Source organism: Syntrophomonas sp. DTU019 (assembly GCA_913757435.1).
GTDB lineage: Bacteria > Bacillota > Syntrophomonadia > Syntrophomonadales > Syntrophomonadaceae > DTU019.
In genome coordinates, this window is sequence record CAJYDM010000001.1 from 62,825 (window position 1) to 84,296 (window position 21,472).

The 21,472-nt window shown below is 48.7% G+C and carries 20 protein-coding genes and 1 tRNA gene; 8 read left to right on the forward strand and 13 right to left on the reverse strand.

Annotation, left to right across the window (positions count from 1 at the left end; genetic code table 11):
- Positions 1 to 5 precede the first annotated feature (5 nt).
- Together purE and AC15IQ_RS00305 are read right to left on the reverse strand one after the other, a co-directional pair.
- Positions 6 to 515, reverse strand: a complete 510-nt coding sequence (gene purE, locus AC15IQ_RS00300; RefSeq protein ID WP_483176608.1) for a 5-(carboxyamino)imidazole ribonucleotide mutase — start codon at positions 513 to 515, stop codon at positions 6 to 8.
- A gap of 275 nt (positions 516 to 790) precedes the next feature.
- Positions 791 to 1,018 (reverse strand): hypothetical protein, encoded by a 228-nt coding sequence (locus tag AC15IQ_RS00305; RefSeq protein WP_483176609.1) that lies wholly within the window; start codon positions 1,016 to 1,018, stop codon positions 791 to 793.
- Between the two features lie 295 nt (positions 1,019 to 1,313).
- Between AC15IQ_RS00305 and AC15IQ_RS00310 the strand changes: the two genes are divergently transcribed.
- Positions 1,314 to 3,356 carry an LTA synthase family protein gene (locus AC15IQ_RS00310; RefSeq protein ID WP_483176610.1) on the forward strand — a complete coding sequence of 681 codons (2,043 nt, stop codon included), beginning with the start codon at positions 1,314 to 1,316 and terminating at the stop codon, positions 3,354 to 3,356.
- A gap of 73 nt (positions 3,357 to 3,429) precedes the next feature.
- Here the strand turns inward: AC15IQ_RS00310 and AC15IQ_RS00315 are convergent, their stop codons facing one another.
- Positions 3,430 to 4,251 (reverse strand): response regulator, encoded by an 822-nt coding sequence (locus AC15IQ_RS00315; protein WP_483176611.1) that lies wholly within the window; start codon positions 4,249 to 4,251, stop codon positions 3,430 to 3,432.
- 230 nt (positions 4,252 to 4,481) lie between these two features.
- Here AC15IQ_RS00315 and mscL point away from each other — a divergent pair, with 230 nt between their 5' ends.
- Positions 4,482 to 4,856 carry a large conductance mechanosensitive channel protein MscL gene (mscL, locus tag AC15IQ_RS00320; protein WP_483176612.1) on the forward strand — a complete coding sequence of 125 codons (375 nt, stop codon included), beginning with the start codon at positions 4,482 to 4,484 and terminating at the stop codon, positions 4,854 to 4,856.
- 185 nt (positions 4,857 to 5,041) lie between these two features.
- Positions 5,042 to 5,227, forward strand: coding sequence for a hypothetical protein (locus AC15IQ_RS00325; protein ID WP_483176613.1), 186 nt, complete (start codon positions 5,042 to 5,044; stop codon positions 5,225 to 5,227).
- Between the two features lie 179 nt (positions 5,228 to 5,406).
- Here the strand turns inward: AC15IQ_RS00325 and AC15IQ_RS00330 are convergent, their stop codons facing one another.
- The 4 genes from AC15IQ_RS00330 to AC15IQ_RS00345 form a co-directional block, all read right to left on the reverse strand.
- A complete protein-coding gene (locus tag AC15IQ_RS00330) occupies positions 5,407 to 6,114 on the reverse strand; it encodes a DUF4397 domain-containing protein (RefSeq protein WP_483176614.1) in 708 nt (235 codons plus the stop codon).
- A 134-nt stretch (positions 6,115 to 6,248) separates the two neighbouring features.
- Positions 6,249 to 7,781: a glutamine-hydrolyzing GMP synthase gene (gene guaA, locus AC15IQ_RS00335; RefSeq protein WP_483176615.1), complete on the reverse strand. Its 1,533-nt coding sequence runs from the start codon at positions 7,779 to 7,781 to the stop codon at positions 6,249 to 6,251.
- 10 nt (positions 7,782 to 7,791) lie between these two features.
- A complete protein-coding gene (hpt, locus tag AC15IQ_RS00340; protein WP_483176617.1) occupies positions 7,792 to 8,334 on the reverse strand; it encodes a hypoxanthine phosphoribosyltransferase in 543 nt (180 codons plus the stop codon).
- 140 nt (positions 8,335 to 8,474) lie between these two features.
- Positions 8,475 to 9,176 carry a hypothetical protein gene (locus AC15IQ_RS00345; protein WP_483176618.1) on the reverse strand — a complete coding sequence of 234 codons (702 nt, stop codon included), beginning with the start codon at positions 9,174 to 9,176 and terminating at the stop codon, positions 8,475 to 8,477.
- Positions 9,177 to 9,419: 243 nt separating this feature from the next.
- Here AC15IQ_RS00345 and glnA point away from each other — a divergent pair, with 243 nt between their 5' ends.
- On the forward strand, positions 9,420 to 10,853 hold the full coding sequence (gene glnA, locus AC15IQ_RS00350; RefSeq protein WP_483176619.1) for a type I glutamate--ammonia ligase: 1,434 nt from the start codon (positions 9,420 to 9,422) through the stop codon (positions 10,851 to 10,853).
- Positions 10,854 to 11,010: 157 nt separating this feature from the next.
- On the forward strand, positions 11,011 to 11,520 hold the full coding sequence (locus AC15IQ_RS00355) for a flavin reductase family protein (RefSeq protein WP_483176620.1): 510 nt from the start codon (positions 11,011 to 11,013) through the stop codon (positions 11,518 to 11,520).
- Positions 11,521 to 11,695: 175 nt separating this feature from the next.
- On the opposite strand, the gene AC15IQ_RS00360 is transcribed toward AC15IQ_RS00355, so the two are convergent.
- The 4 genes from AC15IQ_RS00360 to AC15IQ_RS00375 all read right to left on the reverse strand — a co-directional run bounded on the left by AC15IQ_RS00360 (position 11,696) and on the right by AC15IQ_RS00375 (position 16,633).
- The gene (locus AC15IQ_RS00360; protein ID WP_483176621.1) at positions 11,696 to 12,034 is read right to left on the reverse strand and encodes a hypothetical protein; all 339 of its coding nucleotides are present in this window, start codon (positions 12,032 to 12,034) and stop codon (positions 11,696 to 11,698) included.
- A gap of 151 nt (positions 12,035 to 12,185) precedes the next feature.
- Positions 12,186 to 13,469: an LCP family protein gene (locus AC15IQ_RS00365; RefSeq protein ID WP_483176623.1), complete on the reverse strand. Its 1,284-nt coding sequence runs from the start codon at positions 13,467 to 13,469 to the stop codon at positions 12,186 to 12,188.
- A gap of 76 nt (positions 13,470 to 13,545) precedes the next feature.
- Positions 13,546 to 14,646 (reverse strand): GTPase HflX, encoded by a 1,101-nt coding sequence (gene hflX, locus AC15IQ_RS00370; protein WP_483176624.1) that lies wholly within the window; start codon positions 14,644 to 14,646, stop codon positions 13,546 to 13,548.
- Positions 14,647 to 14,677: 31 nt separating this feature from the next.
- Positions 14,678 to 16,633, reverse strand: coding sequence for an ABC-F family ATP-binding cassette domain-containing protein (locus tag AC15IQ_RS00375; protein WP_483176625.1), 1,956 nt, complete (start codon positions 16,631 to 16,633; stop codon positions 14,678 to 14,680).
- A gap of 111 nt (positions 16,634 to 16,744) precedes the next feature.
- On the opposite strand from AC15IQ_RS00375, the gene pflB reads away from it, so the two are divergent.
- From pflB to AC15IQ_RS00390, 3 genes are all read left to right on the forward strand, one after another.
- A complete protein-coding gene (gene pflB / locus AC15IQ_RS00380) occupies positions 16,745 to 18,970 on the forward strand; it encodes a formate C-acetyltransferase (RefSeq protein ID WP_483176627.1) in 2,226 nt (741 codons plus the stop codon).
- Positions 18,971 to 19,000: 30 nt separating this feature from the next.
- Positions 19,001 to 19,741: a pyruvate formate-lyase-activating protein gene (pflA, locus tag AC15IQ_RS00385; RefSeq protein WP_483176628.1), complete on the forward strand. Its 741-nt coding sequence runs from the start codon at positions 19,001 to 19,003 to the stop codon at positions 19,739 to 19,741.
- 522 nt (positions 19,742 to 20,263) lie between these two features.
- Positions 20,264 to 20,339: transfer RNA gene (locus AC15IQ_RS00390), tRNA-Ala, on the forward strand.
- A 193-nt stretch (positions 20,340 to 20,532) separates the two neighbouring features.
- Here the strand turns inward: AC15IQ_RS00390 and AC15IQ_RS00395 are convergent.
- Positions 20,533 to 20,781, reverse strand: a complete 249-nt coding sequence (locus tag AC15IQ_RS00395) for a hypothetical protein (protein WP_483176630.1) — start codon at positions 20,779 to 20,781, stop codon at positions 20,533 to 20,535.
- 430 nt (positions 20,782 to 21,211) lie between these two features.
- Positions 21,212 to 21,403: a hypothetical protein gene (locus AC15IQ_RS00400; protein WP_483176631.1), complete on the reverse strand. Its 192-nt coding sequence runs from the start codon at positions 21,401 to 21,403 to the stop codon at positions 21,212 to 21,214.
- Positions 21,404 to 21,472: the final 69 nt, after the last annotated feature.

The following is a 21,472-nucleotide window of genomic DNA, read 5'->3' on the forward strand; positions in this document are numbered from 1 at the left end:
TCTCCTCAGCCTTCAAGGTAGGCTTTAATTCCCAGCTGGTTGAGCTTACGGTCTTTGTTGAGTACTGCCTTCGCCATCTCACGGCGGTAGTCCTGCAGGGCCTGGCGCAATGCGGCGTTTTCCATAGCCAGCATCTGTACCGCCAATAAAGCCGCATTGGCACTGCCGTTGATGGCCACGGTAGCCACTGGAATGCCCCGAGGCATCTGCACGATAGCATAGAGGGCATCAACCCCTGCCAAAGCACCACTCTGGATCGGCACCCCAATAACCGGCAGAAGAGTTGAGGCCGCAATAACACCGGGCAGATGGGCAGCACCACCGGCTCCGGCGATTATGACTTCCAGGCCTCGATCGATGGCGGAATTAGCATAACGGAAGGTTTCCTCAGGCAAACGGTGCGCCGAGCAAATGGTGATTTCATAATCAACCCCGAACTGACTAAGGATCTCGGCTGCATCTTTCATGATTGCCAGATCAGAATCACTGCCCATAATTATTCCTACTTTAGGCATTAAAAAGCCTCCTTTTCTGACAGCTTATACAAAAAATAGAATACCCAGACGAACCGTTTCGTAACCGAAACCTGTCCGCCTGGGCTTTTATCCCTATACGGTGTAGTGCCTTTAGCACCTGTACCACTCGGACCTGTCCATCCCTTTATGATGCGGAACCCTAGGCACACTTTCGCATTTTTTCGCCATATTTTATTACAATTTGATATTAGCAGAGCTGGTTAATAGTGTCAACCAACCCTTCCACTGGTTGGCTGCAATTTTAACAGGCAGACTCAGGCTGTAAAATCGCGGTTCACTTCTAACAAACGCTCCTTCAACTCCTGGATCTGCTGCTGCAGGAAAAAGGCTTCAGCTCCAATCTCTTGACTGCTTTGTAGACGCAAAGCTTCGAAGTCGACTTCCTGTTCGATATCATTTAGTTGACTGACCAGACTATTCACCAGTTCCTTGATCAGGTCGTTCATATAAGCCCCTCTATTCTGCGGTTGATCAAACGCCATCTTATTGGTAGATTATTGCCTCTCAGGTTAAGGGGTTATACTAATGGAGCCGGATTATTTTCAGGCAGAGTATGTGGTTGTGGTCATTCCCAACCGGAGGCTGACATGGTTATGGTACTCTATGATAAACGCTTGAAGCAGACCTTGAACGCAGACTTTGATAATTGCCCTGACTTCAGCAGGAATACTCGGGGGGTTAGGTTGAACTATAACCTTGGGAGTATCCATTAAATAGCATCCCGCTCTGTGGGAACAGATAATCTTGATAATGCGCTCAACTAGAGGAGAATACACAGTGAATGCTGCTCTTTTGCTATTGTTTCCGTTGGTTACGGTATTTCTGACAGAAATACTCAGTCGTGGCGGTCTGAACCATATGCAAGTGTGGATAACTGAACATCATACCCAGTTCATCGTCAGCTATGCAATTGCATTTGGGCTGATTAATATCTTTTATATACTGCCACGAAGATTCTATGGTGCGGTTGGCGTCGTTATCACAGCCTTATTATCTGTAGCCGCTTTTATCAGCCGTCAGAAGCTTCTTTTCAGAGGAGAACCCCTGCTGCCCTGGGACTTCATAATCAGCAAAGAAGCATTGAATATCACCAAAAGCGCTTCCTTATTGGAGCTGATGCCAGCTGGATTATGGTTGGGGATAAGTCTGCTGGCGGTGGTTGTCATCGCTGGGTTCCTGTTGTTGCCCAGAGAAAATTATCGTTTTGTTGATAAAGTCTCAACAGCTTTGCTCAGCTTGTTACTATTCGTAACCATAATTCAGTCTGCAACAACGGGAAAAGCATTTTCACTGAATGTAATCGATTGGAACCAGACAGCCCACTATGAAGAAAATGGTTTAATACTTGGCACTATACTTAATGCAAAGTGCCTCGGTCTTCAAGAGCCGGTATGCTATCAAGCAGAGACTATCGAGAGTATTTTAACGCAGTGCGCTCCTGCCTATAGTGTGGATCCAGACTTTACTCCCAATATTATTATTGTCATGAGTGAAGCATTTTGGGATCCCACAGTGCTTCAGGGCGTGGAATTCAGTGAAGATCCGCTGCCCTATTTTCATTCCCTCAAGCAAAAGCATAGCAACGGTGTAATGCTTGTTCCAGTTTATGGAGGAGGCACCGCCAATACTGAATTTGAAATCCTGACCGGATTCTCCACCCGTTTCCTTCCCCAGGGGATCGTTCCTTATGTTCAGTTTGTAAACAAACCGCTGGAAGCTCTGCCCGCAATTCTGACACGGCAGGGATACGAAGCTACTGCAATTCACACCTACAATGATTGGTTTTATCGTCGCAACATCGTATATCGGAATCTGGGCTTTGACAGATATATAAGTAAAAACTCCTTTAACAATCCCGAATATAGCGGTTACTATATTCGGGATACCGAGCTATCTCAAAAAATACTTCAGGTTTTGCGCTGTACTTCCAAACCCGATTTTGTTTTTGCCGTGTCCATGCAGGCCCACGGCCCATATTCCAATGAAGAAAACCCTGAAGCAGTCATAAAAGTGGAAGGCAGGTTGAGGAACGCAGAAACCCGAAATATTCTCGAGAACTACACTAATATCATTCATGACGTTGATAAGTCTTTAAAACTGTTGATAGAAGAACTAAAACTCATTGATGAGCCTACCGTAGTGGTATTCTTGGGAGATCACTTACCAATGCTGGGAAATGAATTTGATGTTTATAGAGAGGCTGGTTACTTTGAAAATGAGGATAGTTATGCAGATTATCTGAACAAATACAGTGTCCCGATTTTAATTTGGGACAACTTCTCCACTGCCAGAGAGGACTTAAGATTGTCTTCCAACTTCCTGGGTTCTTACATATTGGCCCATACCATGAAAACAGGCAGCCCTTTGACTGATTTCGTGTGGACTTTACAGAACAAAGGCTGTAGTGTGATTGCAGCTCCTCAATATTTCTATCATGAGAGGATTAATGAAGAGGAGTTGACCCAATATGCACTGCTGCAATATGATTTCCTGGCGGGCAACGAATATGCCTATCTTTTCAATCCGTTTTACCGGCCCGGGGAAAACCTTCGTTTTGCTTTGGATCGTGGCCCAGTTGTTATAGACCAGGCATTATGGCCGGGGGATAATATGATTGAGGTAATAGGTATGGAATACTCCCATAATCATAAAGTATATGTCAATGACATCCCAGTTGACACCGATTTTGTCAATGACACCGTACTCAAAGCCACTCTTCCGGTCTCAGAATTGGATGATTTGGAAACCATCGCTGTTCAGGTTAAATTGATCGATAATATGAACAACATTATAGCCGAATCGAACCCATATTATATCTAGGTGCATCACCTTTTGTCTAGATACTTCTGGATACTCATGACATTGCCAAGTGGTTTTCGCCCCCTTAATGCACTTAACGAACCATCTCTTGTAAAGATTCCTTATTGGCCGAGGCATAGGTCAGCAGGCCGCCTTTATCGCGGCCGTCATACGGATAAGTGGCATAGCTCATCTCCAGAATACCGAAGGGATAGTCACCCCGGTGCTGGTTAAGGGTTTCGATCATCTTGCGCATGATTACTCTGGTTCCTGACTGATCCGAAAAGGGGCATAGAACCACCAATCGGTTTTCAGCCCCGATGAGTATATCGGTTTCCCTAAATAGCGGGCGCAAAGCATCGTAACAAAGATTCATCATTTCCTGAGGATCATACTGAGAATTACGGCTGGCCTCATCAGCGTCCAGAGAGAGCTGAATAATGGAAAAAGGGTAATTGCCTCGCCTGGCCCGGGCGATTTCGAAGTTTATAAGCCGATTCATGTCCAATTGGATGGTGTCAGGATATTGAGGCTCGGATGGCACTGGAAAAAGGCTTAAGAGCCGCTTGACGCGCTGGCATAAAGCTTCTTCCTGAAGCGGTTTTAAATAATAGTCATCAATATCTTGCTTAAACAAACGCATCACATCTTCAGAGCGCGGCGAGGCGGAAATCACCATGATGGGGATGCGGTATTGAGTTGCCCTTCGACGTATCTCCTGAATTATCGGGACCACCCGTTCGTCACCCAGACTATGGTCCAAAATATATAAGGACTGTTTTTCGACTTTAACCGCCATGTGGTGCAAATCTCTCCAGGACGCCACACAAATCAGCTGATATCCCCGGTTTTTCAAAGCCTCACCAACCAACAGCCGGCTGGCTGAAGAGGGACTGACAACAATTATGTTCAACATCTGACCCACCTCATCGTATGCTACTTCAATTATCGAGAGTTAAGCAGCAAACATTTATGATCAATTGGGAATTTCGACTCTTGCTATCAACAGGACTGAATTTTTGTATTTAATTGCTGCAGCCTTGCCATACTGTTCCAATAGGAGGAATAATCTGTATATAGCGGTGTAAACCATGTTAAAATGTATTCAACTGGTAAGCAAATTAAAATAAAGGAAGGTGATTAGTAATGTGGCAGGAGTTTAAGGATTTCGCCATGAAGGGAAATGTCCTCGACCTGGCGGTGGCGGTGATTATCGGAGGTGCTTTTGGCAAAATTGTAACCTCACTGGTCAATGACCTGATCATGCCACTGGTTGGTCTGGTGATGGGCGGCCTGAATTTTTCCGAGCTGCACCTACAGATGGGCAGCGCAGTGGTAAAATATGGAGCTTTTATTCAAAGTGTAGTGGACTTCCTGATCATCGCCTTCAGCATATTCTTGATTGTAAAAGCTGCCAACAGCCGCAAGAAAAAGGAAGCTCCGGCTCCCGAAGAAGCCCCTGTGCCCAGTGATGAAGTGCTGCTTTTGGCAGAAATCCGTGATCTCCTGAAATCCCGATAAGTTCTTAAGTGAGTTCAGTAACAGGTTGAGCGAACCTCGTAATTATGTTCAGGGCATTTCTTTTTAGCCTATTAGTTTTATGCGCTGGTTTGCCACACTTGAATCTGGATAGATTAGATCCCCGGCATACAATCCGCTTATATGGAAAAACTAAATCATGTACATTTCAAAAGGAGGTAGGCCGGATGAATCGAATCATTATCAGTGCCGCGATATCACATATCCGAAATGCCAGAGAGGAGATTGAAAAGCTGCCCAATCACCGCATGGACGCACAGACCAGGACAGAGATCAATCAGGTTTGTCAGTCCCTGGAAGACACCATCAGCCGCTGCCAGGACCTGTTCAGCCCTTCTCATATGCAGGATTAATCGTTTCAGCCCTGCAGTTGGAGCATTCGCTTCAGCTGCTTTTTTCTGTCTGGGTATACCTACACATTATGCCCCCCTTGTTGATCCGGGGCCTTACCGTCAAAAGCACTGGTCTGCCAGAAAAAATGATGTGGTCAGGATTCTGGCCACATCATCAACCTCGGCAACTATATAAAACGCTATTTACCATATTTAAAAACGATTTTTATCCCTGACTTGACTGTAGGGGAAGGTTTTACCACACTAACAGCGGGAATATCTGTCGTATTAACTTCCTCTACCACCGGCAATTCATCTTGTACGGAGAGGATTTCCAGAGCCGGTTCTCCCTCCAGCAGCCCGACCGCATAAACAGTATATCCTCTGCCACTTCTGAAGAGTAAATTGTCCCGGGCCACAATAAGGTCACTATTAACGCTGGGTCTCAGCTGTACGCTATAAGTATCCGGGGATATACTGGAATAATCAGTAACCTCTTTATATGCTACATCGGCAATCACCCTGCTGTCGTTCAGAAATAGATCCAGTTCAGGTGAGTCTGGAGAAAGGTTCGCTAACCGCACCCTCGCTTCATTAGGCCCGATATCTGCAAATGGCAGTAAAACTTGCAGTAATTGGGCATCTGTTATTTGTCCTATTAAAGCCAAGGTTATGGCTTCGCTGGGGGGGAAATCCACTTGCATGTCTAGAATGGGATCGGTTCTGTCACCAGCAGGAAAGACCTGTATTCTGTTGCTGCCTGGTCCTATGGGTATATATCGGCTCACATTTTTATAGGCCAGGTTTCCTTCCAGCAATTCCTCATTAACAAAAACATCGACATCACCAGCGCCGGGCAGGGCATGCAAGGCCCTCACGAATGAGTTTATGGTGGGAATATGAATCACATCCTTTTAATTTGTTTGTTAAAAGGTATTCACAAAGGGCTGCAAACTTGCTTCAATGATCAAAAATATCAATTCCAAAGAAAAGGACGGGGACGGTAACCGTCCCCTCTGTGCCAATGTGCCTTGCTTTTAATCTATTCCCACTCAATAGTCCCGGGAGGTTTGGAGGTGATGTCATAGGCCACCCGGTTAATGCCCTGCACCTCATTGACTATACGGCGGGACATGGTATCCAGGAGCTCATAGGGCAGCCGGGCCCACTCCGCGGTCATGGCGTCATCACTGACCACAGCGCGTATGATGATGGGATGGGCATAGGTGCGTTCATCGCCCATTACGCCTACACTGCGCACCGGCGGCAGGACTGCAAAAGCCTGCCATATCTCCCGGTCCAGGCCAGCCTTGCTGATCTCTTCGCGAACTATGGCATCAGCCTCTTTCAACATGGTCAGTTTGTCCTCAGTGATTTCCTCTAAGACCCTTACGCCCAATCCTGGCCCTGGAAAAGGCTGGCGCCACAGAATATGGCTGGGAATACCCAACTCTTCTCCTAAAAGGCGCACCTCATCTTTGAATAGGGGGCGCAACGGTTCCAGCAGTTCGAAGTCCATATCTTCAGGTAGTCCCCCTACATTGTGATGGCTCTTGATGGTATCAGCGATGTGGGTACCGCTCTCAATGACGTCGGGATAAATGGTGCCCTGCACCAGGTATTGTATATCACCCAGTTTGGCCTTTTCTTCTTCAAAAACCCTTATGAACTCCTCGCCGATGATTTTGCGCTTCCTCTCAGGTTCGGTAACCCCGGACAGTCTTCTTAAGAACCTCTCCCGGGCATCAGCGAAAATCAAGTTCATGTGCATCTGGCCTTTGAAGGTGTTTATAACTTGTTCAGGCTCATCTTTGCGCAGCAGTCCGTTGTCCACGAAAACACATACCAGTTGGTCCCCCACCGCCCGATGTACCAGGACTGCCGCCACGGAGGAATCAACCCCGCCGCTCAAAGCGCATAACACCTTTTTGGAACCCACTTTGGCCTTGATATCGGCCACACTCTCGGCGATGAAGTCGCTCAATTTCCAATCCCCTTTTAAGCCGCACACTTCGTAAAGGAAATTACGCAGTATATCCAATCCATATGCGGTGTGCTTGACCTCAGGATGAAACTGCACTCCATACAGTTTTTTATCCTTATGACACATAGCTGCTATCGGACAGTTGGAAGTTGCGGCGGTTTGCACAAATCCCTGCGGGAGTACATGTACTGCATCACCGTGGCTCATCCACACCTGCATGTCCTGCGGCACACCGGAAAACAACAGGTCATCTCGAGTCACTGTCAATTGAGCGCGGCCATATTCGCGGTGTTTCCCGCCCTTGACCACTCCCTCCAGGGCATGGGCCAACAGCTGCATACCGTAGCATATTCCCAAAACCGGAATATTCATCTCAAAAATACGATGGTCACAGGCCGGGGCATTTTCCACATGAACACTAGCAGGTCCACCGGTGAGGATTATCCCTTGCGGGTTCTTCTCCACCACTTCCTCATAACTGATGTCATAAGGAAATATCTCACAATAAACCGACAGCTCACGCACCCGGCGAGCTATGAGCTGACTGTATTGCCCGCCGAAATCCAATACCAGAACCATTTCTCTTTCCATTATTGCACCCCTATTTCTCGTATACCCAGGGCTTCAATATGCAAACCGCCGGGTAGTAACGGTAACGTTCAGCATAATCCAGTCCATAGCCTACCACGAAGTGGTCCTCTACAGCATAACCCAGATAATCCGGGGTCACCGGCCCCTTGCGCCTTGAAGGCTTATCCAGGAAGCAGCACAGTTTGACACTTAAGGCACCTCGCTTTAATAGCAACTCTCTTATATACCCCAGGGTAAGTCCGGTATCTATAATGTCCTCAACCACCAGCACGTGCTTACCCTCTACAGAAGAATCCAAGTCTTTTAAAATGCGCACCTCACCGGAGGATTGACTGGAAGCGCCGTAACTGGAAACACTCATAAAATCGAGCTGCAGGTTGACCCCTTCTATCTTTCTTATCAGATCGGCCATAAATATGAAAGCACCCTTTAAAATCCCCAGAACCAGCAGGTCTTTACCAGCATAGTCTGCCGCGATCTGCCTGCCTAATTCGGCCACCCGAACCTCAATCTGGGCCTGGCTGTATAGTATCTCGACCTCATTTAAATTCATGCCTGTCCCCCCCTTATGAAAGGATTATAGCAATTTTATCGATATCGGTGCAATTTTGTAATCAGCGGCCAGCAAAAGATCTGCCAGAATCAGCCCCTAAAAAAAAGAGGGGCATGCGCCCCTCAGTTGGACTTTGTAGGTTAGCTGCCGGTTGGCGGCTTAATTTCGATCTCACCGTTGTGGTCATAAAAATGGACTTGTAACTGCAAACTGGTATCAGCATTCTGTTGATTCTTAGCGGTAAGAGTCGCTTTTCTGATTAAATCCTGTTTGTAATCAACCCAGAACTGGTAGTCGAATTCCTTCCACATGGTTTCTAAAAGCTGACTTTCAACCGTGGGTTGACATTTGACCACCAGGCATTCCGCACCATCGATCTCTTCGAAACCGATCTTCTGTACTTCGCCGATGGACTTCAGTCTGAAGTTGGAAAGGGGATTAAGTTCCGATACCAGCAACTCCTCGCAATTGTTGGTGTCGCTGTCGATCACCAGCCATTTATTGGCAAAGGAATCGTAATTGTAGATGGTACGATTGAAATAATAGATGTCTACCGGTGTGTTTACCATCTCCCCCTTTATATGAGTATTTCCGTCGGCCTTTTCGCCGTCGACCTGACTTATCACCTCCTCATTCTCATTAACTGTAAAACCTGACTTCAAATTGAAGCGGTAGGTGTTTAAATTGGCCATATTATCACAGCCCGTCTGCAGTTCCTGTGACGGCACCAGTTTACTTTTTACATAGCGATCATGTATGGTTTTCGCGGACAGCGCCCCTGCGGCGCTGATGATGAGTAGGATCGAGAGCAGGATGATCCAGAAGCGCTTGATATACCTCACCCCATTTTCTTAAAGCCTGTGATGAAGGCCTCACCAAACATAAGTAATATATTGTATTAAGCTGGAGTGGCATATATTACAGTCGGCGGCTTTTTCCTGACTATCCGCTTTATCCGGCAATCCTGGTTCACCATGCAACTGGAAACATCTTCTTGCATTTTTTATACTGCATAAAGCCCTTTTATGAAACGCCGCTATCTGCTATAATTTGCACGGTGATTATAAGCCAAAGGGGGCTAATGAGTGTTTAAGAATTACGCAGAGGTAATTAGTTACTGCCAGGAAAACGACATAAAGATGATCGACTTCAAAATGATCGACCTGAATGGACGGTGGCGGCATCTGGGAATACCCACCGCTCGGTTCACCCCCGATACCTTAGTGCATGGGATCGGATTCGACGGTTCCAATTACGGGTTCGCTCCAGTAGAAAATAGCGATATGGTCTTTATTCCCGACATCTCCACAGCAGTGTTTGACCCTTTCACCGAGGTGCACACACTGAGCATGATCGGAGATGTTTTTGTTATAGCCCAGCCGGACAACTACCGCTTTGACCAGGATCCCCGCGCCATAGCCTACAAAGCCGAGGAATTCATGGCTTCAACCGGTATTGCCGATGAAATGCGTATTGGTCCGGAATTTGAATTTTTCGTTTTTGACAACGTCACCTATGAGTGCAACCCCCAGCGGGTTGGATTCAGCATAGATGCCGAACAGGCTATATGGAACAGCGGCGATCAGGAGTATGAGAACCTGGGCTACAAAGTTCCCCACAAAGGGGGGTATCACATCACTCCTCCACAGGATGTGCTCTATGACTTAAGGGCGCGCATGTGCCTGTTGATGGAAGCTAATAACATCCCAGTGAAATACCATCACCATGAGGTAGCCGGTCCCGGTCAGATCGAAATAGAAGTAGAATTCGGCGGCATGCGGGAAATGGCCGACAAGACCATGCTGGCCAAATATTTGATCAAAAACCTGGCCTTCCAGGAAGGCAAAACGGCCACCTTCATGCCCAAGCCGCTATTCGGTGAGGCAGGCAGCGGACTGCATGTGCACATGCATTTGTTCAAAAACGGCAAGCCCATTTTCTACGATAAAAAGGGCTATTCAGGATTAAGCCAGGAAGCCCTGTATTTCATCGGCGGTCTGCTCAAACACGCTCCGGCAGTGTTGGCCTTGACCAATCCCAGCACCAACTCTTATAAGCGTCTGGTGCCCGGTTACGAAGCCCCGGTGAGCATCTGTTTCGCCACTTCTAACCGCAGCGCGGTCATCCGCATTCCGGCATATGCCAAAACCCCTGAAAGCAAGCGTTTTGAATTCCGTTCCTCTGACGCCACCTGCAATCCCTATTTGGCCTACTCAGCCATTCTGATGGCAGGCATCGACGGCATCAGGAAAAAGATCGACCCCATCAAGGAAGGCTTTGGGCCTTATGATATGAACCTCTACAATTTGTCAATAGAAGAACAGGCCAAAATCAAGGGCTTACCCAGAAGCCTCGACGAAGCCCTGGATGCCCTGGAACAAGATCATGCCTTTTTACTGGAAGGCGGGGTTTTCCCCCAACGTCTGCTCAATATTTGGATCGACAACAAACGCAAAGAGGCCCGTCGAGTCAATGACATCCCCCATCCGCTGGAATTCGAGCTTTATTACGACCTGTAGGGAGAACCCGAATGGGCAAACATAATGTCATTTAAGGGAGGGATAAACCCTCCCTCTCCTTTTGTTTTCTATGACGCCAGAATAAATTGGAAAAAGTTTTGCTAGTTTACCTGGGATACGAATATAATTAAGCAAATGCTAGAAAGGGGATATATAAATGCCGATAAGGTCAGAATATATCAATGATGTGGCTGATTTTCTCAAACAGCTTCCCCTGGGGGCTTTTTTGACGGTCAAGTCGGGCAACAAGATAAATACCATGACTATTGGCTGGGGATCCATCGGATTTATCTGGAGACGGCCGATGATGATGGTGATGGTCAGATACTCCCGCTTTACCCATGAGTTGATAAAAGATGCCACCGATTTTTCGGTCAGTGTTCCGCTAGATGGTCATCTCAAGAAAACCTTGGCCGAAGTAGGCAGCAAGTCGGGGCGGGACCTCAATAAGTTTGACGCCTTTGAAATCACCCCAGAAGCGGCCAGAAGCATCAACAGCCCGGTAATTGCCGACTGTGGCCTGATCTACGAGTGTCGTATTCTATATAAACAACCTATGGAACCGGGGATTTTGGATGAGGTCTTGGAAGACAAATGGTACCACGATAAGGACTATCATGTGCTTTACTATGGTGAAATCGTAGCCAATTACAAAAACCGGGGTTGATCGGCAGAGTATAATCAACCTGTATATACCTAGACATGCCATGATCACCTCAAAACAATACGCCAATCGCAGAATGTGAAGCCAGGGCCGGTAAAGCCCTGGCTGTTTTAATGGGTAAGAACAGGCTCAAGGACAGGACTTACTCTTCCTGATTAATTCCTGGTTCAGGGATGGCTCAGATTTTTATCAGGTCTTTGTGCAGGAATACATTGCCGGGAAGGTTTTCGTTACCAGCCCGTCCTCCAATCCAGAAGTACACCATAGCACTGTCGGTTCTAACCTGCACCTCGAAGTAGTTAAAATTGGTTATAAATTCTATATCATTCTGGGACTTGGGTGCTACGGTGAAGGTCTCATCAAGCAGGACTGTCTTGGGTACAGGGTCCAGGTCATAAATAATAACCCGGACTTGGTGCTCCCTCTGACCGTTATTTAAGGCCAGCACGCGCACATTATCACTGCCTTCGCTGACACTCACGGGGCCGGTAGTATAGCGGTTGTCTAGTATTGCCATGCTCTCTCCTCCTTGTTTGGATTCTATTTATTTGTATGCTCACGGAGTATGCGTGGTTATCTTTTTAGCCACCAAATAAAAAACTGCCGTTGATGCGGCAGCTTAATCTAATCTGATACCAGCTTGCTGGCTGCTAATCTTCACCCAGCCGTCAAACAGCCGGTATAACCGGTGCGCTTTCTGTAGGGTCGGCATCCCGATCAGGCTCGGGGGCTGATTCCACAGGTGGTTGAGGAGTGGTATCACCCGGGTTTTTATTGGGATCAGTCGGGTCTTCCTGGTCAGAATCGTTTTCCTCCCCATCCTCGGTTTTTGTACCCGGTTCAACTTCATCGGGTTCTGGTTCGTCATTATCCTGGGTATCCTGCGTCTCTCCATCCTGCTCCGTGGTTTCTTCTTCTGCCGGGTCAATCACCTCAGGCTGGCCGGCTTGTTCAAGTTCCTCTAATGCCTCCGGGGTTTTCTCCACTGGAGGGGCTTCCCCTTCAGCCGGTTTAACTTTGGGCAATTGCGCCACCCAATTGGGAGGGTCTTTAATAACCTCAAAGGTCTCCCCGGCAAAGAGGGCGGTTATGATGCGTGGAGTGATTTTTTCATCGGCATGCCAGTAACTTGCCCCGGATGAGGCCTCCGTATATGAATAGCCCGGCAGCGTCTGGGTGATCACATTGCCGGAATGGAATTTCTGAGCTAGACTGGCCAGAGCAGTTACTTCCTTAGCAGGCAGGTTGGTTTTTACCTGTGCCATCAATTGAGGTACTAATTCCGGCAGCTTGAAGATATTCTTGGTGGTGAACATCTCGGCGACCAGCGCTTTGATGAATTTCTGCTGCCTTGCGGTACGGCCAATATCTGCTGTAGGCCCACCCCGGTACCTCACATAGCGCAGAGCATCGGCTCCATTGAGCACCTGCGGCCCTTTGCTCAGATTGATATTCAGGGTTGGGTTGGGGTCATAGTGACGCATATCGGTCTCAACATTGATATGAACGCCGCCCAATTCATCAATTATCTTAGAAAACCCCTGGAAATTAGTCAGTACATAATAATCCACCGGCGTGTTAAGCAGATTACCCACAGCTTTACAAGCAGCTTCTGGTCCTTTGAGGGCATTGACACTGTTGATCTTGTCGTAGCGGCCTTTGCTAATCTCGATGCGGGTATCTCGTGGAATCCATAACAAAACCGCTTTGTTGCTCTGCTTGTCGATACTGGCCAGGATCATAGTGTCGCTTCTGGCATTGGTCTGTGGCGACCTGGCATCGATACCCATAAAGAGGATATTCACCTGCCCACCACCCAGCCATCCGATTTCGGGCACATGGCTGAGCACTCCCAATTTTCCTCCCAACAGCGAACCGATGACGAAAAAGGCCAAATATACCCCTACCAGAACTGCTGCCAGGCTTATTCTATGCCGATTGATCTTTTTCATGATTCCTATGTACGCCTCTTTTCGGGACTAATCTCCAAGTCCTCAGAACCCGGACTTCAACAAAGTAAACCTCTGTTCAGCTCCCTAGGTCTATCTGCCTCTCAGTTGGTGGCGACCCTTCAGGCCATAAAGCCGCTTCAACGAACGAGAGCAGCTCAGTGATCCCCTGCCCGGTCAGCGCGGAGATCCGCGGTACAGACCCATGCCAGTCTATGTCGCTGGTCTTGTCTATTTTGTTGAACACCATATAGACCTGCTCCGGGCTGGCGCCCAACTGTTCCAAAACCTGATTGACAACCTCCACCTTATCAAGGTATGCTTCATCGGAAACATCGATGACATGTAAAATAATGTTCGCTGCAATGGCCTCTTCCAGGGTGGAACGGAAAGCGGCGATTAGATGCGGAGGCAAGTCCTGGACGAACCCTACCGTATCACTGATCAAGGCCTCGTGTCCACCGGAAAATTTGATCTTGCGGGTGGTGGTATCAAGCGTCTGAAATAGGCGCTGATCGGCTTCGGCCTGATTCTGCCCGCTGCTGTGGGCTTTCTGGCAGAGTGCGTTAAACAGACTGGACTTACCGGCGTTGGTGTAACCGACTAAAGATATGGTCTTCAAGCCCCGCCGCAGGCGCTGTTTGCGGTGCAAATCACGGGTATTCTCTAGTTTAGCTAACTGGCGTTTTATATCGTTGATGCGCCGCCTAAGGTAGCGGCGGTCCAATTCCAGTTTCTGTTCGCCAAGGCCCCTGGTCCCGATGCCGGCGCCGGTGCGGCTGAGCAACTGGCCTTTGCCTACCAGGCGGGGCAGCTGGTATTCCAGAGCCGCTAGTTCTACTTGTAATTTGCCTTCCAGGGAATGGGCCCGGGTAGTGAATATATCCAGAATCAGCATAGTGCGGTCAATGACCTTAATCGGGAGTTGTTCTTCCAGAGAACGCAGTTGGCCGGGGGATAGTTCCCGGTCGAAAATCACCAAATCGGCATGGCTTTCTTCCACCAGATACAGCAACTCGGTAATCTTGCCCTTTCCAATGTAGGTGCGATGATCGGGTCTCTCCCGGACCTGCACCAGGGTTGCTGTTACCATGCCCCCAGCCGCTTCAGCCAGAGCAGCCAATTCTTTCATATAGCTGTCAAAATCCTCCATGTTGCTGCGGCTGCTTCTTATCCCCACCAGAACTACCCTCTGGATTGGCTCGATTTCCTTAACTATTAGCTTCGCCTCCGATATTATAAAGCTCTTCCAAAGTCTCCTGGGCGTCTGTCCAATCCTGATAAGATGCCAGGAGTTCACTCTGGGTTATTTCGAGTTCATCAATGTACCGCGCCGCTTCGGCCTGGTTCTGATAAATCTCTGGATCAGCCAGGATCGCAGACAGTTCCTGTTGACGCTGTTCCAGGTTTTCTATAGCCTCTTCCAGCGATTGTAGGCGGCGCTCTAATCTTCGTTTATCGCGCTCATATTCTTTTTGTTGTATACGAAATTGCTGTTGTGAGCTTACATCTGCAGCCACACCCAGGTCTGTTTTAGGTCCTGGTGCCAATATCTTCTCCCGATAGTAACTATAATTGCCGGGATAGTCAACCAGTGTTGCTGTATCGAATACCAGGGTGCGGCAGGCCACCTGATCAATGAAATAGCGGTCATGGCTGACCACCACAATAGTTCCCTCATATGCTGCCAGCATTTCCTCCAGGGCTTCCCGTCCAGAAATATCGAGGTGATTGGTGGGCTCGTCCAAAAGCAACAGATTGGCGCCGGAACATATCAGTTTTAATATTGCCAGGCGGCTCTTTTCTCCCCCACTCAACTTTCCTACTTTCTGATCCACGGTGTCGCCGTAAAAGTGCATCATCGCCAGCATGTTGCGCGATTGCTGCACATTGAGCCGGCACTCATAGATCATCTCTTCCAGCAAGGTGTGCTCCGGATTCAAGTCCTCCTGCCCCTGCGAAAAATAGCCCGCCTTCACCCCGCTGCCCAGTTTCACCGTGCCCGCATCTGCCGGGACCTGGGAAGTGATGATTTTCAACAGGGTGGTTTTTCCACAGCCGTTAGGGCCTAACAAGGCCACTCTCTCCCCACGCCTGATGAGCAGATTGAGCCCGCTGAAGAGCGCCCGGTCATCATAACTTTTACTGACCTCATGTAATTCAATCACTATTTCGCCGCTGTTGTGGCTGGTTTTTAGGGTCCAGCCTCTTGGTCCGGGTTCTTGCCCCGGCTTCGCTACGCGTTCCAGGCGGCTGAGCTGCGACTGCCGCCCTCGGGCTTGGCGAGCCTTGATGCCGCTTCGATAGCGTTCAATATACGCCTCGGTCTGGCGGATGTGCTCTTGTTGCTTTTCATAAGCCTTGAGTTGCGCCTGGTCTTGGGCCGCAGACTTGATCACATAATCAGAATAATTGCCATCGAAACTGCGCAGCTGATGTTGGCGCAGTTCGAATATACGCTTTACCACTCGGTCCAGAAATCGCCGGTCATGGGACACCACCAAGACCGTGCCGGAATAGTCCTCCAGGTAATCCTCCAACCATTCCACCGCTTTTATGTCCAGATGGTTGGTGGGCTCATCTAAGAGCAATATGCTTGGCCTGCCCGCAAGCAGCCGGGCCATATCCAGCCTGGTCTTCTGGCCCCCGCTGAGAGAGCCTAGACGCAGTTCGTACTGGCAAGGGTCAATGCCCAGCCCGGCCAGGATGCGCCTGGCCATGGTCTCACAGGCATAGCCGTTACGGTCGTGGTATTCATCCTGCAAAAGGCTGTATTTCTTGAGCAAGAGGTCCACATCACCACTGCCCGAACTCAATTCCTGCTCCAGTTGGGCCAGACGCTGGCGGATGTCCAGCAGGTCGCTAAAGCTGCCCATCATGGCTTCCCATAAGGTCTCCTCAGGGTCGCGTTGGGGAAGTTGCTCCAAAAGGCCCAGCCCCTGATGCTTACCAAGAGTAACAGAGCCTCGCTCTGCTTCCAGCTGTCCGCTCAGGCATTTTAACAGGGTAGTCTTGCCGCTGCCATTTACACCCACCAGGCCTGCTTTATCGCCTTCCTGCAGAATCATATTGATATTGTCCAGTATAAGGCGTCCCCCCAGGGATTTGCTTATCCCCGCCGCCTGTAAAACTATCATAAAATCACCTGACCATTTTTTCCTATACAAATATAACATGATAAAGTCACCGGGTCATCTTCTGCCAACCGGCTTTTATCATTGGTTAAACCTGAAGGGGAGAGAACATAATAATCCCAATAGACCTATGGAGGTGGGATTATGCAGTCTTGGCATGGATTTGTAGGGGGCTGGTGGCAAAAAGAGATTGAGGTGCGGGATTTTATTCAGAAGAACTACCGACCTTACCAGGGCGATGCTTCCTTTTTGGAGGGTCCCAGCGAGAGGACCCGCACATTGTGGAGCCACTGCCAGCGCTTGACCCGGGAGGAATACCAGCGCGGCGGGGTCTTTGACATAGACGTCCAGACCCCCATTACTATTAACAGTCATAAACCAGGCTACATCGACCGCGAGGCGGAGGTGATAGTGGGCCTGCAGACCGACCAGGCTCTAAAAAGGGCTATTCAGGTGTATGGAGGACTGCGGACCAGCATCAAGGCTTGTGAAGCCTATGGATATCATTTCAATCCGGAGATGTCGGATTTTTTTACCCATTATCTACGCACCCATAATGAAGGAGTGTTTTCCGCCTACACCTCCCAAATGCGTCTGGCCAGAAAGGTGGGCATTATTACCGGTCTTCCAGATGCTTATGGGCGCGGCCGTATTATTGGCGACTACCGCCGAGTGCCGCTCTATGGTGTAGAGCGCTTGATCGCCGCCAAGCAACACGATCTGCGCCGTTTAAGCAATGCCCTGGATATTGGCAGTATTGGCAGACGCGAAGAATTGTTTGACCAGATTCAAGCCCTTAAGGAAATGCAAGCCATGGCCTACGATTATGGTTATGATATTTCAGGTCCTGCGGGAACTGCCCAGGAAGCAGTGCAATGGCTATACTTTGCCTATCTGGCTGCGGTCAAGGAACAGAATGGTGCCGCAATGAGCCTGGGACGCATTTCCACCTTCCTGGATATCTACCTGCAACGTGACCTGGAACGGGGGCTGATTGACGAGCAACTAGCCCAGGAGTTGATCGACCAGTTGGTTATCAAACTGCGCCTGATACGCCATTTGCGTACCCCCGAATACAATCAGCTGTTTGCCGGGGACCCCAACTGGATTACCGAAGCCCTGGGGGGCTGTGATGTAAACGGACGCCCGCTGGTTACCCGCACCAGTTACCGCATGCTGCAGACCTTATACAACCTGGGTCCCAGCCCGGAACCGAACCTGACCATACTGTGGTCGCACCTCTTGCCCCGCCCTTTTCTGGAATTCTGTGCTCAAGTCTCTATAGACACCAGCGCCCTGCAGTATGAGAATGACGACCTGATGCGGCCCCTCTATGGCGACGATTATGGCATCGCTTGCTGCGTTTCGGCCATGGCTATGGGTAAACAGACTCAGTTTTTCGGGGCTCGCTGTAATCTGGCCAAACTGCTGCTCTACGCCATCAACGGCGGCCGGGATGAGCTGAGTGGAGAACAGGTGGGAGTGGAGATGGAGGTCTACCCCGGAGAGATACTGGTATTCGATGAGGTGATGCGGCGCTTTACGATACAGATGCAATGGCTGGCAGAATTATATGTGCAGACCATGAACACCATTCATTACATGCATGACCGCTATTCCTACGAACGGGTGCAGATGGCCCTGCACGACAGCCGGGTGCACTATTTCATGTCCTTTGGCATTGCCGGCCTATCAGTAGTAGCTGACTCCCTCAGCGCTATACGCCATGCCCGGGTAAGGCCTGTAAGAGGCCCTTCGGGTCTCATCATAGATTTTGTGATTGAAGGTGATTATCCGAAGTTCGGGAACGATGACGACCGGGTTGACAGTATTGCTGTCGATGTGGTCAGAAATTTTACCGGGTATCTGAAACAATACCCCACTTACCGCCAGGCTGAACACACCCTTTCCATACTCACCATCACCTCCAATGTCATGTATGGAAAACATACCGGTTCCACTCCTGATGGGCGGAAAAAAGGAGAGCCATTGGCCCCAGGGGCCAACCCGCTGCACGGGCGGGAGGAACGCGGTGCCGTGGCAGCATGCAATTCAGTGGCAAAACTGCCCTATGAAGACGCCAGAGACGGTATATCCTTCACCTTTTCCATAGTACCTTCGGCTCTGGGGCGCGTCGGCCAGGAACAAATCAACAACCTTTTGGCACTTTTACAGGGTTACTTTGGCCAAGGAGGGCATCACATGAATGTTAATGTAGTGCGGGTGGAGACCCTCAAGGAGGCCATGGATCATCCAGAACGGTATCCCGACCTTACCATCCGCGTCTCCGGGTATGCGGTACATTTTATAAAACTGACCCGCGAACAGCAGGAAGAGATCATCACTCGAACCTTTTACGGACGTATGTAAAGATCCAGGTTACTTTTGAGGAGAGCTATTATGCGTGGCCGTATTCATTCCATAGATTCCTTTTCCACCCTGGACGGTCCGGGCATTCGCATGGTGGTCTTCCTGCAGGGCTGTAATCTGCGCTGTAAATACTGTCAAAACCCGGATACCTGGGATGCCCATTCCCAACCGGCTCTGTCCTGTTCAGTCGAGGAAGTGATGACCTTGCTGCGCAGGGGTATGGGTTATTACGCAGCCTCTGGCGGGGGCTTGACCTTTTCCGGGGGAGAACCCCTTCTGCAGCACTGCTTTGTGCGGGAAATGTTCCAGCGCTGTCATCACGAAGGAATCCACACCGCCCTGGATACCTCCCTTTATGTGCCTCCTGACCGGGTAAAGGATGTGCTTCCCTTCACTGACCTGTTCCTGGCGGACATCAAGCATATCGACAGCAGACAAAGCCAATTATTGACCGGACAGCATAATACTCTGAACCTTTCCAACCTCCGGGCTGTCGACGCCGCCGGCGCAAACCTATGGATCCGCTATGTAGTAGTTCCAGGCTACACCGATGCTGCCGAGGATATAAAGGCCCTGGCCAATTTCCTGGCCACCCTCAACAACCTGAGCAGGATTGAGCTGCTGGCCTATCATACCCTGGGAGTACACAAATGGGAACTCTTGAACCTGAAATATCATTTGGAATCGGTGCAGCCTCCTGAGCTTGAGGAAATGGTGCGCCTGCAGGAGATGGTGGCGGCCATTACTGGCAAACCGGTTTTCGTCTCTTAACAAATCTGGCTAAAATGCTGAATGGCTCACCAAATAATAGCGCGTCAATACGGTTAGGTACATCTAATGAGCATCCTTACGGTTTTGGCTTCAAATAGGTATTATTTAACCGTTTTCTTCGCAGGCTATGGTTGAAAGGAGGTATGGGGATGGCTAAAAAGGGCAAATCGGATAAAACCATCGATCAAGGCAACTTCACCTCATCCCACGGTGAAAACGTAATGCCGTCTGATAATAAGAAAGCATCCAAGAAATCAAAAAAATCCTAACCGGGGACGGAGTTGTTGACAACATTTTGTCAGGGGGACAGAGTTGTTGACAACATTTGGCGCTGAGACTCGTTGTTACTGAGACGGTTGTTATTAACAAGAGAAGAGATTAAAGGGCAATGCAGCCGGGCCAAAGGGTCTGGCTGTTTTTTACCTTTAACCCGGGATCTGCTATGGAAAGGAACCCTTGTATATTGCGGATCAGACCTTTATAATATGAATGGTGCAGCAAGGCTCAGGCACATTATCATCTGGGGGCGTGGCTCAGCTGGGAGAGCACCTCGTTCGCAACGAGGGGGTCAGGGGTTCGAATCCCCTCGTCTCCACCAAAATGATAAGTAAAACGGGGTTGTTGATATTAATCAACAACCCCATTTAACTCGTCCGGCTTAATGTGCGGTCATGGCCGGGCCTATCGCGCTTTCAGTCGCAAAAGTGCTGTCAGTACAAATCTACGACGGGGTAAAAGTGGTCTCAATAATCATTAAAAAATCGTATTGGCTGACCTAGATGGGTTTGTAACTATCGGACTCTTCCCAGGATTTTACTGTACTCCTGTTTATCAACGGATTTTTGTTTGCAGGTGCTGCAATAATAATCAGGATTATTATCGGTGAGTCTTCGGATCTTTTTATGTTCTTCTACACAATACTTGCAGTACAGTTCAGTCGGACCCATCTCAGGATCGTAATACGCAAAACCTCGATATATCTGTAAGCCGTTGGCAGCGGCTACGTCCAGATCCGCTAGTTTCAATTGGTCTATTTCCATTTTTAGGTTCTTATTTTTGTATACCAACAAGCTTATAGCAAGCAGTGACAACAATAAAACTAGAGCTAGGTTATAACTGCTAACTTTCAAACCGATTAAATATAGCTTAACGGGTGGAATCAGTATTAAAAGCAATCCAATTATTGGTAGTATTACTTTGGAATCCCAAACAGGAAGCCATATACGTTCCCTAATGAACTCTTTCATAATGATCACCTCATAAACCTGGTTCACTTCCTACCTTTAACTGCTCGCAACTGTTACCAGTATATGGACTTATTTCCTTTTATTATTTTAATACGAAGTTATATTCTTGCCAATTTCCATCTAACATTTTTAGCGAAAAAGCCAAATACTGGTAGTATTTGTACTGACTCATTACAGGCCGTAGTTCTTTATCATGCTTATGAGTTTGGCTTTCACCATCTTTTCACCTATCAGTTCCCTGAAGCGCATTGATTTGGTTCTGCCCTGGGCTGCGCAGTTTTTCCATTTCTTCCGCTGTTTTTAATTGACTCTCCAGGAGGTCGGTGTAGAAATTTTCGAACCTGGCCAACTTGGTGATAGCCTCTCCGATTCTCTGGACTACTGTTCCCAAGAAAAATTGGGAAACCCACCTCATGCCCTCTCATCATCATGATCAAACAGCCAGCGGTGTCTCCATTCTTTACCTTATTTTGTATACAATTGT